Consider the following 14,486-nt stretch of genomic DNA (forward strand, 5'->3'; position numbering starts at 1 on the left):
AATTTTTCTAGGGAGAGTTGCGAAGATGAACTGGAGCATGTTTTTTAAACGAGACTTAAAATTTCGGAAGCGGCTTGTCAGACTGCATCACTCAAACGCTATTCTATTTTTCTTATTAAGTATTACTGGATTACTTCTCTATTCACCTTTCTTCCGTTCTACTTTTCCTGCTACTCGTGTGTGGATGAAAGATGCTCACATATGGATCGGGTTTATTAGTGTGATGCCAATCTTGTTTTATTTACCGAAAATGGGAAAGCATTTGTTAACGCTTCGAAAATGGAAGAATCACCGCATCAATCTATACTTCATTTTTGTGATTCTTTTTACATTAATCCTTTCTGGACTTATCCTAACCTTTCAACGACATTTCCCGCCACTTTTGAGCTCCTACTCGTTAATCATTCATGATATCGCGACCTGGATAGGGCTACCATATGTTATCTACCACAGCGTGACCAGAAGTCTTTGGTACAAACGATTACTTTATCCAAAAGAAGAGTCTACAAACGAACAAGACCAAGAACCCACGATAATTGATAAAAGCAATCCACTTTTGAAACGTCGTACATTTTTACGTCGATTATCAGGTGGCATTATAGCGCTTTTTACTATTTTAATAGTCGGGAACTGGTTAAAAACGTATTTCCCAGTGAATAAATCTGATCTATCTGGTGGAAATAAAATGGTCCCATTACCAGAAACCGATAATAAGCTATTATCTTCCAATGGGAAACAAGGTGAATTTCGTTATTATACTATTACGGAAATGCCTACATTCACCAATGAAAATTGGTCGTTAACCGTTGATGGATTAGTCGATAAAAAATTAGACTACAATTGGGAACAATTTTTGCAATTAGAACGAAGCTCTCAATTAAGTGATTTTCACTGTATTACAGGATGGAGTGTTTATAATATTACATGGGAAGGCATTCCATTAAAAAAATTACTAGAGAAAGCAGGTGTGAACCAACAAGCGAAGTATGTGAAATTTTACTCAGGGGATGGTGTATATACTGATACACTATCACTCTCAGAAGCAATGATGGAGGATATGATGGTTGCGGTATTAATAGATGGGAAATTAATTTCTCAAGAAAATGGAGGACCTGTAAGACTAATTACGCCAAGGCTGTATGCATACAAATCAGTGAAATGGCTTGTGCGAATCGAGTTAATTGAACAAGAACATATTGGCTATTGGGAAAAAAGAGGTTATCCTCAAAACGCTTGGGTTAGAAAGTATTAATTGTTGAAATTAACCAAAAACAAGCATTCGTTTTGTGCAACTACTGTAGCTGAAATTTCTTTTAAAAAACATCAATATCGATAATCAATAGTTTGTTTAAATAGATTAATTTTGATATACAATAGCTATAAAAATATAAAAAATGGGGATCGCAATGTCTATTAGCAAAAAAGAAATAATTAATGTCGAAAAATTACTCAAGTTAAACTTGTCAATTCCTGATTATCAAAGACCTTATAAGTGGACTGTACGTAATATCAATCAATTGTTTAACGACATACTAGAGGCATATCGGAATAACTTATCAGAATATCGTATTGGTACAATTGTTATACATAAACATAAAGATAAGAGACGAGATATTGTAGATGGTCAACAGCGAACAATTTCTTTACATTTAATAAATGATGTACTTCAAAATTCACCAGGGCTATCAATACCTAAAAACAAAAGTAATATTAGCAAAAATTATAATGAAATTAAACGATTATGTAGTAGCTTAACTTCAGAAGATAAACGTAGATTGTATGATTATATGAAAGAAAAATGCGATGTAATCATCATTGAAATTGACAATGAAATGGAAGCATTCCAATTTTTTGATTCACAAAATGCACGTGGTAAAGCATTGGAAGCACATGATTTATTGAAAGCCTACCATTTACGTGAAATGACAGCTGATAGTGAAGAAACAAAATTAAAGCTCATAGAAAAATGGGAAGCGCAGATCACAAGTGAATTAGCGAACTTATTTACGGGATACTTATACAAGATTAAGACATGGTCTAATCAAGGAAATGCACATTATTTTAATAGAGATGGTATAGAAATGTTTAAAGGTGTTCCGCTAGATCAACAATTTAATTTTATCCAATACCATAAGGCAGCCTACTTATTTATTGAACAATTTAATAGAGAAAATCATCAAGAGTTACTAGGGATAGATGCTTTGATCCCGTTTCAAATCGATCAACCTCTTTTGGCTGGAAGAAGGTTTTTTGAAATGACAAATTACTATATGAACTTAAAGAAAGAAGTAGAAAAGATAGCGTTGGAAATGCTTCCTGATTCCGTTTCCCCTAATCATAGTCATGAACAGGTTGGAACACGGTATATTAGGGAATTATTCCAGTGTTTACTGTTGTACTTTTACGATCGGTTTGGAATAAACAATAAAAATCCCAATATTGAGCGATTATTTTTCAAATACTGTTATCAATTACGCTGTATCAATCAAGCTGTATATGAAAAGTCAATTAACAAATATGCTTTGGGAAGAAATGAATATTTAAACCATAAACTTAATTTATTTACAGTTATAAGAGATGCGATAAGTCCAAGAGATATAGAAATGCTCGAAATGGATGATATAACATTCGAAGATATTGCAACTAAATACCAGAAGAAAAGTTTTGATAAATTAAGACAAGAAATTGGGGTGATTGAAGGTGACTGATAAGTCTGGAGCATTAGTTGAGCTGTCCGTTGACAAATTATTTAATGAAAGTGCGCGATATATTATTCCAATTTATCAACGAAATTATGCCTGGAGTAATGTAGAGAGGGAACAATTACTGGAGGATATTCTAGACGCTGAGCAAGAGTACTTTTTGGGGAGTCTAGTTGTATATGAGCGAGATGATGCTGTATACGAGGTAATTGATGGTCAACAACGCCTGACTACTATATTTATGTTGTTAGCTGCATTAAAGAAAAATCCCCCATATAAAAGTTTAATGTTTGAAGCAAGGAGAAAATCAAATCGTACCTTAGAAAAGATTTCTAATGGATCGACAGATTATGATGAAGAATTCTACACGAAGGAACTTTTAGGAGCCCTAAATCATTTCAAAAAGGAAGTCGAGTCTGATAGCGAAATAATAGACAAGCTTCAGAATACGAAATTATTAAGGATCATTGTACCTAAAGATACAGATTTAAATCACTACTTTGAAATTATGAATACTCGTGGTGAACAATTAGAAGCTCATGAAATCGTGAAAGCAAGACTGATGTCAAGCATCGGTGGGGAAAAGTCGCAGGAAAAAAGAAGTGTTTTCTCTAAGATTTGGGATGCTTGTTCTCATATGGAAAAGTATGTCCAGATGGCCTTTAGTGTTGAGGACAGAAAGAAATTGTTTGGTTCAACACATGAGAAATTAAACTTTAGCGATTTTGAAGATATATTCCAGAATCTTTTTTCAGCAACGGATGGAAAAGAAGGTAAGCTATCTACTACACTATCCGTGATAGATGCAATTGAGGAGTACAGTAAGATCAATAATGTTAACGATAACGAGAGTGGAGATGAAGGGAATCAGCGCTTTGAATCAATTATAACATTTCCGCATTTTTTGCTGCATGTTATTAAGCTATATAAGAATAAGCAAACTGATGATGATGGTGCATTGGATGACAAAAAAGTGCTTGAAATCATGAATGATGAAATAGATCCAGAAAAATTCATTGTTCAATTATTAAAAGCTAGGTACTTATTTGATAAATTTATTATAAAGAGAGAGTATTACGGAAAACACTCAGAAGAAGGCGCTTGGTCATTAAGCAAATTAAAATATTACAAAACGAACAACAATAATAAAGTGGATTATGTACATACATTTTCTAATGATAGTGCTGGGAACGATGAAGATAACAGGCACAAAAAGATTCGCATGATACAATCAGCACTTAGAATCACGTATACTTCTCCCAAAACGATGCACTGGATAACAGATTCCATAGCATTTCTAATGGAAAATATTAATAAAGAGGATGTCTCTCCAAATTATTTACGGCTATTAGAAAATTATGCACAACGGAAAGTTAGGGAAAGTGGATATAATAGGAATGATGGCTTTAACATAGAAAGAGTAGTATTCACATACTTAGACTATCTTTTATGGCGAGATGGTTATGAGGACAAAATTAGGCCAATGGAAGACTATGAGTTTACATTTAGAAATTCAATTGAACACTTCTATCCTCAAAATCCTATTGGCAACGAAGGGTATGATAAAATGGATGCTGCTGATTTAAATCATTTTGGTAATCTCTGTTTAATCACTAGTTCCGCCAATTCAAAGTTTTCTAACCAGAGTCCGATAGCAAAGTTAACAAATAAAAATACAATCAAAACCTCTCAGAAATTGAAAATTATGGCTTCTATTGCTAAAGATAAAGATTGGAATGAGGAAGTTATTAAAGAACATGGTGCAAAGATGTATGAAATTTTAGAGCAGGAACTTAAAAAAAGGTCTGTCCTCCGCTAATTTATAAAGGGCAGGGGACTGATCTTAAATCCTTTAATGAATGTAAACAAAATGTTATTTATTTTACCCTACAAACCAGTACGATGATTTTTATTTTCTTTGTCGCTAATTAAAATCGTTAAACTGTGCTCAACAATCGCTTCGTCCCATCACAGAAAGAATCCTCCATGTTTAAACATAGAGGATTCTTTCTTAAATATCTATATACTATTGATTATTTTTCTTAATAAAATCTTTCATCAAACGATCAGTTTTCTCTCTCTCTTCCTTTGACTCATGAGGATAGGCATATATACCATTATGTTTTTCATCAATACAGCGAGTTGTTTCCTCTAATGTCTGCTCTTTATTAGTGTACTCATCCTTCAAGATGGTATCACTCTCCTTTCCTATAGTATAACGTAACTAGCTGACGCGATGCAGCTATCTGACCGATTCTCAGGAGATGCTTCTAATAATTCTACTAATACATGTCCTTCACCATCTTATAGTGACATCAATGCTTCAACTTCTTCATTCACTACTAACTTATAGACTAACCGCTCTTCGTGATTAAATTCAAAATCCCAATCAAATGTCCAGGGTGGACTTGGAACTCGAAAGGTATCTTGCCAATAGAACGCTGTTATTTTTCCCTGATAAATCTCTACTGTTCCTTTCTGTTCTATAATAAACATCTCCAGCATCTCCTCTTACAATAATTACTATTTATTGTAACAAAAACAGTGGTAAATAGACCATTGTCACCTGGTCTAAGATTAGCTTAGTCGGAGAAAATTTATTAGATTTTCATGAAAACGAGTATTAAAAACTTTGTTATTTTAAGTGGGATATGTAATTTAGCTAATAATGAGTTGTTTTATTTTCAAAAAGGGTTTATGGGATTTTATGTTAAAATGAATATGTGAGAAATGAAAATGCTTATTCAACTACTAGGCAGGAGAATTTAATAATAGACTATAAAGGAGAGGAAGTAATTGCAAAACTGAATATTAAAATATTAGAACGTAATAGAAATAGCTTAAAAAATCCTTATTTAATAGCTTATTAAACCAACGGGTGCGAATTTATATTATGATTAGCTAAAAAGGGGAAATGTCCGTTGAAAAAAATAGTCTTTTTACTCAGCCTCTTCTTCGTATTAGGTGTGAATGGTTGTTCCATACAAGAAGAATATAAAGATCTGAATGACCTGGAAATTTTTCTTGAAGAAAAAAACATTGCTTTTCATTCACAACCTTTAGAGGAACAATTCAAACTGGATTCTGCTAGAGAACAAGCAGCTTATGATATTGCAGTCATCAAAGAATATATATTTATATATTCCATGGAAAACAGGGTAGAAACTAATGACCCAAATATGTATTTCAATCAACATTATAAAAATGATCCTGATTATACAGTTAGTTTTCTAGATAATTTAATTTTCGTGTATTCAGAAAAAGTAGAAACTCAAATCACACCAATTATAGACGATCTTAGGCGCTTTGATTCTGGAAGTTAAGGATTTTATTGTAGTCGACAAGTGACTGGCACCTGTCGACTAACTAAGCGTTATCCTTAGCAACCTATTACTCATCAGGCAATAATTCTCCAGCTTCCGTCAGAAAGATAACACGTATTTCCTTTTTGCGTCGGTGTACTGCTCTTCGCCCCATTTTGCCTGCTTCTAGTAGTTCTTCCCAAAAAAACACATCAGCTTTAAGGTCCCTTATCGCAGAACGTACACCACTTTCATTTGTATCTTCATGCTCGCTAGATAAATTCATTTTAATGCAGATGGTTTGGTTATCTATAAACACATCAGATTGCAATAGAAAATATAAGACACGGTACACATTATTTCTGAAATAAACAGGTAGATGGTGTTGATACTTTAGATAGAACAACGATTTATTCGATTGGACTAATAAGACAAGGTTTGGATCTTCGTTTGTTTGGTCATATAACGATTCAAATTGCGTATCATCAATAGCTACTGCTTTACCGTCTGCCGTTACTTTTCGGAAAAATACTTGTTCTAATCTATCAAATTCAGGAAAAGAGAGCTTAGCACGTAGCTGCACAATTTTGTCCTCGTCTAACATAAGGTTAGCATCATCCCCCAGTTCATGTATTTTCTTTAAGGCCTTTTTAGTTATTTTTAGTGACGCATCCGCCATATACATGTAGCTAATTTGCTTTAATGTGTCTGAAAGTGGTTCTAATGGTGTATCTAACGCTCGCTGAAAATATTGAATAGCCGAGCTGAATTCGCTTTGCTTATACATGATATGTGCACATCGATAATTAGCAAGTGCATGATCAGGTTCATGATCTAATGCATTCTGGAGATGTGTTAGCGCTACTCTATCATTTTTAACATTCATTTTTAAATAGGAACCGTATTGTACATAGAAGTTAATCAATTCATGACGAATTTTCTTTTGCCTTGCTTTATCTTTTCTTTTTTTTGCTTCTTTAAGTTGTCTCTCCAATTCCCGTTGTTTTAGGTGTGGATCTATTTCGTTCATTAGTTATATCCCCCATTTTCCATACTGTGCAGGCGGTGCACACTTCATTTGATAAAATTTAGCTAACAAATAAAAGGAGCTGATCAAATGAAAAAAGTAGACAATCTTTTAATAAGACATGGATTAGAAAAGGATGATCTAGCATTATCCAATGATTATGCCACTATTGCCAAATTAATTGTAGCAAAAGAGGTACAAAATGACCATGAAATAATGGAAATGATGGAAGAAACACGGACTCATGTCAAAATGCATGGTAAAGAATCCTCGGTTAACCCACATATTCATGCATTGCCTTTAATCGAAATCGATCGATATGTTCGTGGCATTACGCGCTGGTTAAATGAATTAGGTATTCATACGACGATGAGTTGTGATGGTCATCATCAACGACCTGCTAACATTTCACTTGAACGACCATTAACTTATAAGCAAAAGGAAATGCTACAGAACCTTTTGCCATCATCCTTAAAAATCATGTTAACTGGCAGAAAAATGAGGATACATTATCAAATCATAGAGGATTTACTCGATTTTGCAGAAAAGCTATATCATGTTTATCAAGATCCAGCTTGTCTTGACTATTATGCGGCACAAACATTGAAACAATCATTACTAGAAGTATTATCCATTAATGGAGAGAGTGGAAATGAGCAAAAGATTCGTAAGTACTTAAAACATAAATTAGGTCCTCGTATGGATGATGTGTACCGTGATCGAGCAGGAAACTTGCTAGCGTATCGCTATTGTGGAGACGGTCCGACCATTTTACTATCGGCACATATGGACACCGTGGCTCCTTTTGTAGATGGTCGAGAAATAGTGGAAGAAGGTACAACGTTAACAAGTTCAGCTGGTATTCTTGGTGCAGACGATCGAGCGGGAATCGCAATTATATTAGAAGTTTTGCGTAAACTAGAACGAACTAACTTTCGTGGGACAATCAAAGTTGCTTTTACTGTAAAAGAAGAAATAGATTGTGTTGGTTCTCATCAAATAGATCAACGATTCATCGATGATGTGGATGCAGCGATAGTAGTGGATCGCCGTCATTTACGTGATATAGTCACATCGTTTGCTGGTATCGAGTCCTTTTGTCCCACGGCATTTGGTCAGTTGTTTGAAGAAGCAGCGAAAAAGTTGGGAATGCCTGACTGGAGCATAACAGAAGGTGGGAGTAGTGATGCTCGGAATTATGCAGCATTTGGTATTCCAACTGTTAATCTATCAGCAGGTTATCTGCATGAACATACCCATGAAGAGATTGTAAATTATTTAGCTAGTTACGAGACCAGTAAGTTGATTTTGAAAATGTTGAGTGACGGGGAAGTTCGATGTATAACCGATGAAAAAAAGATGTTGCATTCATTCTGAAACAGGGGATCCTTCCCCTGTTTTTGCTCAACACGAGGTATAAAAGGAAAATTTACGGAAAAAACATTTGGTCTTCTAACTTCAAGAAATCCGTTTGAATGTGCTATAATTCGATTGATCATTGAGATATTGGAGTGACTAAAATGAGTGCAAAAGTAAAATTACGTGACCTTATAGACGAAATGGAGATGCAATCAGAGGAATTTGAGGCTTTTTTAACCAAGGAAACAGGCAAGGTTGTTCTCATTTCAAGTGGAACATTTCTAGCGGCAGAGGATGAGGATTTTGATCGCGATCGCCTTGCTGATTGGGAGCTAGAAGAAGTAGATACAGCTATTGACATTCTTGAAAATGATCATAAATATGCTGAACTTCCATCAGAATATGAAATAAATGAGTATAACATGATGGAAAGGTTTTGTTTTAGCCTTGAGGATGATGCTATACAATCTGCTTTGCTTAACGCTATCCAAGGTAGAGGTGCGTTTAGACGTTTCAAGGATCAGATAATAACACTTGGAGTGAGAGACGAATGGTTTGAATTCAGGGATGATTGTTACAAACAAATAGCGATTGACTTTTGTGAACGGGTAGAGATTGACTATGAAGAATAGGGGGGACATCATTGCATCTGAATAATTTTGAAGAATCTATTCATGACACCATTGTCTCTCGAGGCAAAGAATATTATGAATGGCAGCATGTCAATAACATCAATGAGATAAGACCAGGACATTTTACCGCTATTGTTAGAGGTTCTGAGGATTATCATGTTGAGGTAAAACTCGATGAAGAAGAAAATATACTACATTTTAGCTGTAACTGTCCGTATGATTTTAGCGATATATGTAAGCATGAGACAGCTATGTTCTTTGCGTTGCGAAATAGACAGTCACCTTTTTCTTCTGGTAAGGATACGAAAGAACCAACATTACATGATATCTTACAAGATTTGCCGAAGCAAAAATTAATGCAAGTATTAGTGGAATATGCTGGCCGCAATCCTGAAATGGAAAAAGAGTTGCGTCTTAACTATGGTCCTGAAAAAAGTGGTATATCAGCATCTGAGGAATTAATACAGCAATATATTCAACGGGCGGAAGTAGATGGGTTTGTTAATTGGCGAAATGCTCATCTTGCAGTAACAGGTGCAGAGCTTGTATTAGAAAAAATGGATGAAAAGATAGATGATGAGGAAACTAAGATGGCGGTACTTCTCGGTGAGGTAATATTGGCTGAAATGATTGATTTGCTGCAATATTGTGATGATTCCGGTGGAGATGTCGGTATGGTCATTGAAAAGACTCTTGATAAGATCGATATAGCTATATTCAGAGGGGAGGAATTTCTTAGCGATTTAGAAAAAAGAGAGATTGTTCAACAATTGATAGAGACATCGAGACAGAATAGGTTTAAAGAATGGAGTGAATGGAGATTTGCTTTACTTCAATTTTGTATCTCGTTTTGTGATATTAGCGATTGCCGAAAAATATTAGAAGAAGAGCTTGAAACAATCTTTGCTGAATCAAATAGTGACAGCAGGAGTGCTTCATACGATCGTAAACAAATAAAACGCATTCAGTTGGAGTTAATGGAACAATTCGATACCGTAGAAAAATGGTATGCGTTTCTGGAAAGCAATATAGATTCACCTGAATTCAGAAAACGTGTGATTCAAGATAATTTTGAACAAGCAAACTATGAAAAAGTGATAGAATTATGCTTTGACGGTGAGAAGAGAGACAAGCAATATCCTGGCCTTGTAAGTCAATGGCAGGAATATCGTTATCAGGCATATGAAGCGTTGCATGATGAAACCAATCAGAAATCATTAGGCATGTCACTATTACTAAAGGGCTATTATGACTACTTTCCAAAGCTAAAGCAGCTATATAGTGAGGACGAATGGCCGCAAGTTCTAGAGTATATAACGGACAATTTAAAGCAAACAGGATTCAGTGGTAATATCTATGTTCGTATTTTAAAAGAAGAGGGGTTAACGGACAAACTTTTAACATATTGTCTGAATAATCCTGAAACTATTGATCTATTGTATCCTCATTTAATAGAGAAGCATTCAGAACATGTGACCGAAATCTTCAAAGTATATATTAATTCAATGGCTAAAAGATCCTCAAATAGAAAAGCATACCGCAATGTGTGTATGGTCATAAAAACATTTAGAAAAGCATGTGGGCAAGAACAAGCCAGTACTGTTATTAAGGATTTAGAAAACAAATACTATAGACGACCAGCATTTTTGGATGAATTGGCAAAAGTGTGATAGAAGGACAGGTATACTGTTGCATTGATATGCAGAACATATCTGTCCTAAGAATCGTACTTCCCATCGTCATTTTTTACCGCATTATTACTTCCTCGTAAATCACTGAAATAACAATAACTCCATTATTTGTCTTAAGTTGTTGATGGATTAAATAAGAACAGGTAAGTCCATCTAAAATGAATGGATCTACCTGTTCAGCTTAATTAGTAATACTAGTAGAAAATTCGTTAACATTTACTAACTCAAAATCTTGATCATGCTTCAGATAGTCATCAAAAAAGTCTAATTCTATACCAGTTAAACGATGGAAAAAAGAAGTTTCTACCATCCAATCTTTTTCCATCATTTCACGTATGTCAACGATGCCTTTTTTAGTAACTAAATCAATAATGGATTTCACTTTTTGAGGCCTTTGAATCGCTAAAGATTCGTCTAATGGTTCTCTCTCTAAATAACCTTTTCGATGAAGTGCTGCATAAAAATTACGATGTTTCTTGGCATCTAATATCCCTAAATGAGCTGCCCGATAACCTAAAACTTGCAGAGACGTTTTCCATTTCTTCTTTAGATCTATATATGCATCGGGATTTGTAACATAAGCGATAGTGTTCATATCCTCAATAAATGATTCTTCAGGTAATAAGAAAGCACCAACAAACAGATTAGCTTCATTTTCTATGGCCTTATGCTCTTTTCGATTAAGGTTAGTGAATTCGACTTTATAGTGCAGTAATAAATGAGCAAGTTCATGAGCAATATCAAAGTTTCTGCGGACGGCTGATCGTTTTACATTACCTAATATAATGAAAGCTCGATCATTTTTTGTCCATAAACTATAGGCATCTATTTCTTCGCCAATCGACTTTTCAAAAATAAATACACCACTTTTTTCTATTAAAAATAGTAAATCATCATTCGTGTCATTGCGAAAACCTAATTTTTGTCGCGCAAGTTTAGCAACAGTGTTGATTTGTGTATTTCTGTCATCTGTAGAAGCATTCAAGTAGTGAATTGCTTCGTCTCTTAATTGAATGATTTTTTGTGTGGGAAGGTTTAAATGAGTTGTTAAATAGTTAACAAAACTATCTAAAAATTCCACATGCATAGCTTCTGCTTGTGTTTTTGATATTACATTCATTACCTTAGAACGGTATGCAACATTCATAAAAGGAATATTTTCTACTGCAAAATAACGATTTAGAACATCATCTTTGTAAAAATATTTACTTTTCACATTAAAAATTGATTTTAAATCATTAACAATTTGCATTTTAGGAGTTGTGTAATTATTTTCATATTGCCATATCGCTTGTTCTGTTACATTTATTTTTTCAGAGAGCTGTTTGCGTGAATATCCATGCATGATACGAAGATTAGTTAAATTTTCACCAATAAACATAATGCTCCCCCTTATTTAAGTATCAGGTTTTCGCGTGGACTAAAGGAAACTTCATAGAGAGTAAAATTGCAGAAATGAGTCCAACACTAAATTTAACTTATAATACAGTCCGTTCACATTGACTTACTCAATCAATTCAATTATCCTTTTATGAACATCTTCCAAAACTTCAGTATTAACTTGTCCAAATTTCTTTCTAACAATATCTTTAGATAATGTATAAATTTTGTCAGTTCTTATTGCTGATGCAACTTTAAGTTTACCTTCTAGGCGTTCACATCGATAATCTGCTCGATAAATCAATATTCAGATATGGCTACTCTTTGAAACGGCCTTAAGGATGCATCACGCTTGAAGCGGAATTGATTCGGATCTATTTCTTTTTAAGAATTTAGAAGTGTTTTTCACGGAACTAATATACAATAGTTCATTTGAACGAGTCATCCCTACATATAATAATTTTCGTTCTTCAGTATTCAATGAAAAAAGTTTATCTAAGGACTTAACAAAGGCTAGTGAAAGTAGTCTCGATTTTTGGGATAACGACATTGATGATGAGGTTTGGAACAGGCAATAGAACGATATCCCCTTGTTTATACATCATTCCTCCGGCTACAAGATCCAATACTTAATACCCATTTTACCATAAATAGGATGAGTAGAAAGGGAGAATGTGTAGTTTATTGGAGTGGGTGTTTGTTTATATATGTAGAAGGTTGAATTAAAGGACACGGGGACAAGCATTGTGTCCCGTTCTGATATAGATAGGGTGTGACGAAGAACCTGTCCCTCTGTCCCACAATCTTCACTTCTTCAGGTAAATACAAGCGCCAATCATGTCATCCATTATACGAGATGGTGGCATCCCGCAGTGAAAAGTCAAGCAACTGACAGAGTCTATCGAATAGGTCAGGAAAATGTCCATGTATATTATCCAGTGATTAAAACGGAATACTCGCGAACAGGAATGCATGTTCGTGATAGTTGCGTTATACTAAAAAATGGATAATGTTCTTTTAGGGTAAGGTTGGCTAATCCCCGAAGAAAGAAAGGGGGTGATGCTTATGAGCATGTATGAGAGTTACATGGTACTATTTGGTTTTGGTACCTTCTTGATTGCATTGCTCGCTTTGATCATTTCATTGTTCAACAAAAAATAGACCTCCCTATTGCCCTATAAAGTAATTAGGAGAGGCCTATCACACTCGATAGCCGATCCCTTGGGGGAACCGCTTATCTTAACCCGTAGTGACACCTATGGGTTATTTAGTATATGTTTGGTTAGTATTATTATAACATAATCAGGGATAATTTGTGAATTGTAATATAGTCTCTATAAGTGGAGACAGTGTGTTTTAAATCCTTCTGAATAATCAGATGTTATCTTCGTTTGATCTAACAGTACCTTCTTGCAAATGATATGTCCCATTGTCATTCTTTACAGTTGTTGATAGTCCAGCTTTATTTTTGGTGGCAATCGTTTCTCCTAATTATTGCTGGTAGTGTTGAATAAATGTTAAAGGAAAACACATTTACTTTTGTGTTTTCCTTTTATTTTAATAAGCCATATTTCTACAAATACTATAAAGATATTCCAAAAATAGTGCTTATTTGGTTGGAATAGGTCGATTGATGCGGTATAATTTTATTAATATATTACTAACTCATTTCATGTTTTTTCAAAAAAATTTATTTTTTTATGATATAACGTATATTTTTCATTCTCCTTACTGCTATATATAGTAAGCAAAAAAAAGGAGAATATTATATGAACAATTTGAATTATGTTACATTGACGCCAGACGAGGCAGAAAATGAATTTGACGTAATATCTGTTGTTGAGATTAAGACTTCTGGAGAAATTGATTATTCTGATGAAAAACCTAAAGCGAATGTCAAAAACATTCATGAGAGTATAGTGCCAGAAGGAGAAGTAAATATTTATCGTATCTCGAATCACGAAATAGATATCGAGAAGGCGGTGAAAATTGGTCTAGGTGTTTTGGAAAATAAACAGACAAAGGAAAGAGTTTTGTTTAATTCATTAAGAGCAGTGGAAACAGGATCTACTAAAATCGTCCGAGATACTGAAATTATGCGATTAACAATTTATTATCAATTAGCATTCCCTGATTATGATGATCCTGCTTTCAATCAGTTTTTAGATGAAGCGGCAAATTATGAAGGTATTAATAATGTCATTTTAACTAAAGATAACGCGATTATTAAAGATCTTGATCTTGTAATGAATTGGAAGAAGGGATTAGGGGGTAATGTCGTCTCTTTTAAAGTGTACAAAAAATAGCATTCAAGATGTTTTCTTAAGTAACTAGATTTGAAATATTAAGCGTGTGAAAAGAAATATTGAGTAATCGAAGTTATGCTTAATATA

14 protein-coding genes and 1 pseudogene are annotated in these 14,486 nt (G+C 34.2%); 10 read left to right on the forward strand and 5 right to left on the reverse strand.

What is annotated here, in order from left to right; genetic code table 11:
- The first annotated feature begins 25 nt into the window (after positions 1-25).
- The 3 genes from BN3107_RS09210 to BN3107_RS09220 all read left to right on the forward strand — a co-directional run bounded on the left by BN3107_RS09210 (position 26) and on the right by BN3107_RS09220 (position 4,521).
- Positions 26-1,252 (forward strand): molybdopterin-dependent oxidoreductase, encoded by a 1,227-nt coding sequence (locus BN3107_RS09210; protein WP_058307335.1) that lies wholly within the window; start codon positions 26-28, stop codon positions 1,250-1,252.
- A gap of 154 nt (positions 1,253-1,406) precedes the next feature.
- A complete protein-coding gene (locus BN3107_RS09215; RefSeq protein WP_058307336.1) occupies positions 1,407-2,708 on the forward strand; it encodes a DUF262 domain-containing protein in 1,302 nt (433 codons plus the stop codon).
- Positions 2,701-4,521, forward strand: a complete 1,821-nt coding sequence (locus BN3107_RS09220) for a DUF262 domain-containing protein (RefSeq protein ID WP_058307337.1) — start codon at positions 2,701-2,703, stop codon at positions 4,519-4,521. Before BN3107_RS09215 ends, BN3107_RS09220 begins: the two co-directional genes overlap by 8 nt.
- A gap of 207 nt (positions 4,522-4,728) precedes the next feature.
- Here BN3107_RS09220 and BN3107_RS19810 read toward each other — a convergent pair whose 3' ends face one another.
- Complete coding sequence (locus BN3107_RS19810) at positions 4,729-4,890, reverse strand: hypothetical protein (protein ID WP_156416113.1); 162 nt, start codon at positions 4,888-4,890, stop codon at positions 4,729-4,731.
- Positions 4,891-5,006: 116 nt separating this feature from the next.
- Positions 5,007-5,198, reverse strand: a complete 192-nt coding sequence (locus BN3107_RS09225; RefSeq protein ID WP_058307338.1) for a hypothetical protein — start codon at positions 5,196-5,198, stop codon at positions 5,007-5,009.
- A 425-nt stretch (positions 5,199-5,623) separates the two neighbouring features.
- Between BN3107_RS09225 and BN3107_RS09230 the strand changes: the two genes are divergently transcribed.
- Positions 5,624-6,025, forward strand: a complete 402-nt coding sequence (locus BN3107_RS09230) for a hypothetical protein (RefSeq protein WP_058307339.1) — start codon at positions 5,624-5,626, stop codon at positions 6,023-6,025.
- 67 nt (positions 6,026-6,092) lie between these two features.
- Here BN3107_RS09230 and BN3107_RS09235 read toward each other — a convergent pair whose 3' ends face one another.
- On the reverse strand, positions 6,093-7,034 hold the full coding sequence (locus BN3107_RS09235; protein ID WP_058307340.1) for a hypothetical protein: 942 nt from the start codon (positions 7,032-7,034) through the stop codon (positions 6,093-6,095).
- A gap of 87 nt (positions 7,035-7,121) precedes the next feature.
- Between BN3107_RS09235 and BN3107_RS09240 the strand changes: the two genes are divergently transcribed.
- The 3 genes from BN3107_RS09240 (at position 7,122) to BN3107_RS09250 (ending at position 10,692) form a co-directional block, all read left to right on the forward strand.
- Complete coding sequence (locus BN3107_RS09240) at positions 7,122-8,408, forward strand: M20/M25/M40 family metallo-hydrolase (RefSeq protein WP_058307341.1); 1,287 nt, start codon at positions 7,122-7,124, stop codon at positions 8,406-8,408.
- Between the two features lie 143 nt (positions 8,409-8,551).
- Positions 8,552-9,022 (forward strand): UPF0158 family protein, encoded by a 471-nt coding sequence (locus BN3107_RS09245; protein WP_058307342.1) that lies wholly within the window; start codon positions 8,552-8,554, stop codon positions 9,020-9,022.
- Between the two features lie 11 nt (positions 9,023-9,033).
- Complete coding sequence (locus BN3107_RS09250) at positions 9,034-10,692, forward strand: SWIM zinc finger family protein (protein ID WP_058307343.1); 1,659 nt, start codon at positions 9,034-9,036, stop codon at positions 10,690-10,692.
- Between the two features lie 202 nt (positions 10,693-10,894).
- Here BN3107_RS09250 and BN3107_RS09255 read toward each other — a convergent pair whose 3' ends face one another.
- Both BN3107_RS09255 and BN3107_RS20330 read right to left on the reverse strand, forming a co-directional pair.
- Positions 10,895-12,094 (reverse strand): spr1629 family repressor/antitoxin, encoded by a 1,200-nt coding sequence (locus tag BN3107_RS09255; protein WP_058307344.1) that lies wholly within the window; start codon positions 12,092-12,094, stop codon positions 10,895-10,897.
- 123 nt (positions 12,095-12,217) lie between these two features.
- Positions 12,218-12,397 (reverse strand): type II toxin-antitoxin system PemK/MazF family toxin, encoded by a 180-nt coding sequence (locus BN3107_RS20330; protein ID WP_058307345.1) that lies wholly within the window; start codon positions 12,395-12,397, stop codon positions 12,218-12,220.
- 520 nt (positions 12,398-12,917) lie between these two features.
- Between BN3107_RS20330 and BN3107_RS20335 the strand changes: the two are divergent.
- From BN3107_RS20335 to BN3107_RS09265, 3 genes and pseudogenes are all read left to right on the forward strand, one after another.
- Positions 12,918-13,025, forward strand: a pseudogene (locus tag BN3107_RS20335) (hypothetical protein); the annotation flags it as partial.
- Positions 13,026-13,164: 139 nt separating this feature from the next.
- Entirely contained in the window at positions 13,165-13,254 is a 90-nt protein-coding gene (locus BN3107_RS19375) for a putative holin-like toxin (protein WP_262359954.1), read from the forward strand.
- A gap of 608 nt (positions 13,255-13,862) precedes the next feature.
- Positions 13,863-14,399, forward strand: coding sequence for a hypothetical protein (locus BN3107_RS09265; protein WP_058307346.1), 537 nt, complete (start codon positions 13,863-13,865; stop codon positions 14,397-14,399).
- Positions 14,400-14,486 lie beyond the last annotated feature (87 nt).

This window comes from Gracilibacillus massiliensis (genome assembly GCF_001458115.1).
GTDB lineage: Bacteria > Bacillota > Bacilli > Bacillales > Amphibacillaceae > Gracilibacillus > Gracilibacillus massiliensis.

Excerpts from the sequence above, each read along its gene's own strand:
- BN3107_RS09245 (WP_058307342.1), top strand. The coding sequence starts at position 8,552 with ATGAGTGCAAAAGTAAAATTACGTGACCTTATAGACGAAATGGAGATG.
- BN3107_RS09255 (WP_058307344.1), bottom strand. The coding sequence starts at position 12,094 with ATGTTTATTGGTGAAAATTTAACTAATCTTCGTATCATGCATGGATAT.
- BN3107_RS09265 (WP_058307346.1), top strand. The coding sequence starts at position 13,863 with ATGAACAATTTGAATTATGTTACATTGACGCCAGACGAGGCAGAAAAT.
- BN3107_RS09240 (WP_058307341.1), top strand. The coding sequence starts at position 7,122 with ATGAAAAAAGTAGACAATCTTTTAATAAGACATGGATTAGAAAAGGAT.
- BN3107_RS19375 (WP_262359954.1), top strand. The coding sequence starts at position 13,165 with ATGTATGAGAGTTACATGGTACTATTTGGTTTTGGTACCTTCTTGATT.
- BN3107_RS09215 (WP_058307336.1), top strand. The coding sequence starts at position 1,407 with ATGTCTATTAGCAAAAAAGAAATAATTAATGTCGAAAAATTACTCAAG.
- BN3107_RS09210 (WP_058307335.1), top strand. The coding sequence starts at position 26 with ATGAACTGGAGCATGTTTTTTAAACGAGACTTAAAATTTCGGAAGCGG.
- BN3107_RS09225 (WP_058307338.1), bottom strand. The coding sequence starts at position 5,198 with ATGTTTATTATAGAACAGAAAGGAACAGTAGAGATTTATCAGGGAAAA.
- BN3107_RS09235 (WP_058307340.1), bottom strand. The coding sequence starts at position 7,034 with ATGAACGAAATAGATCCACACCTAAAACAACGGGAATTGGAGAGACAA.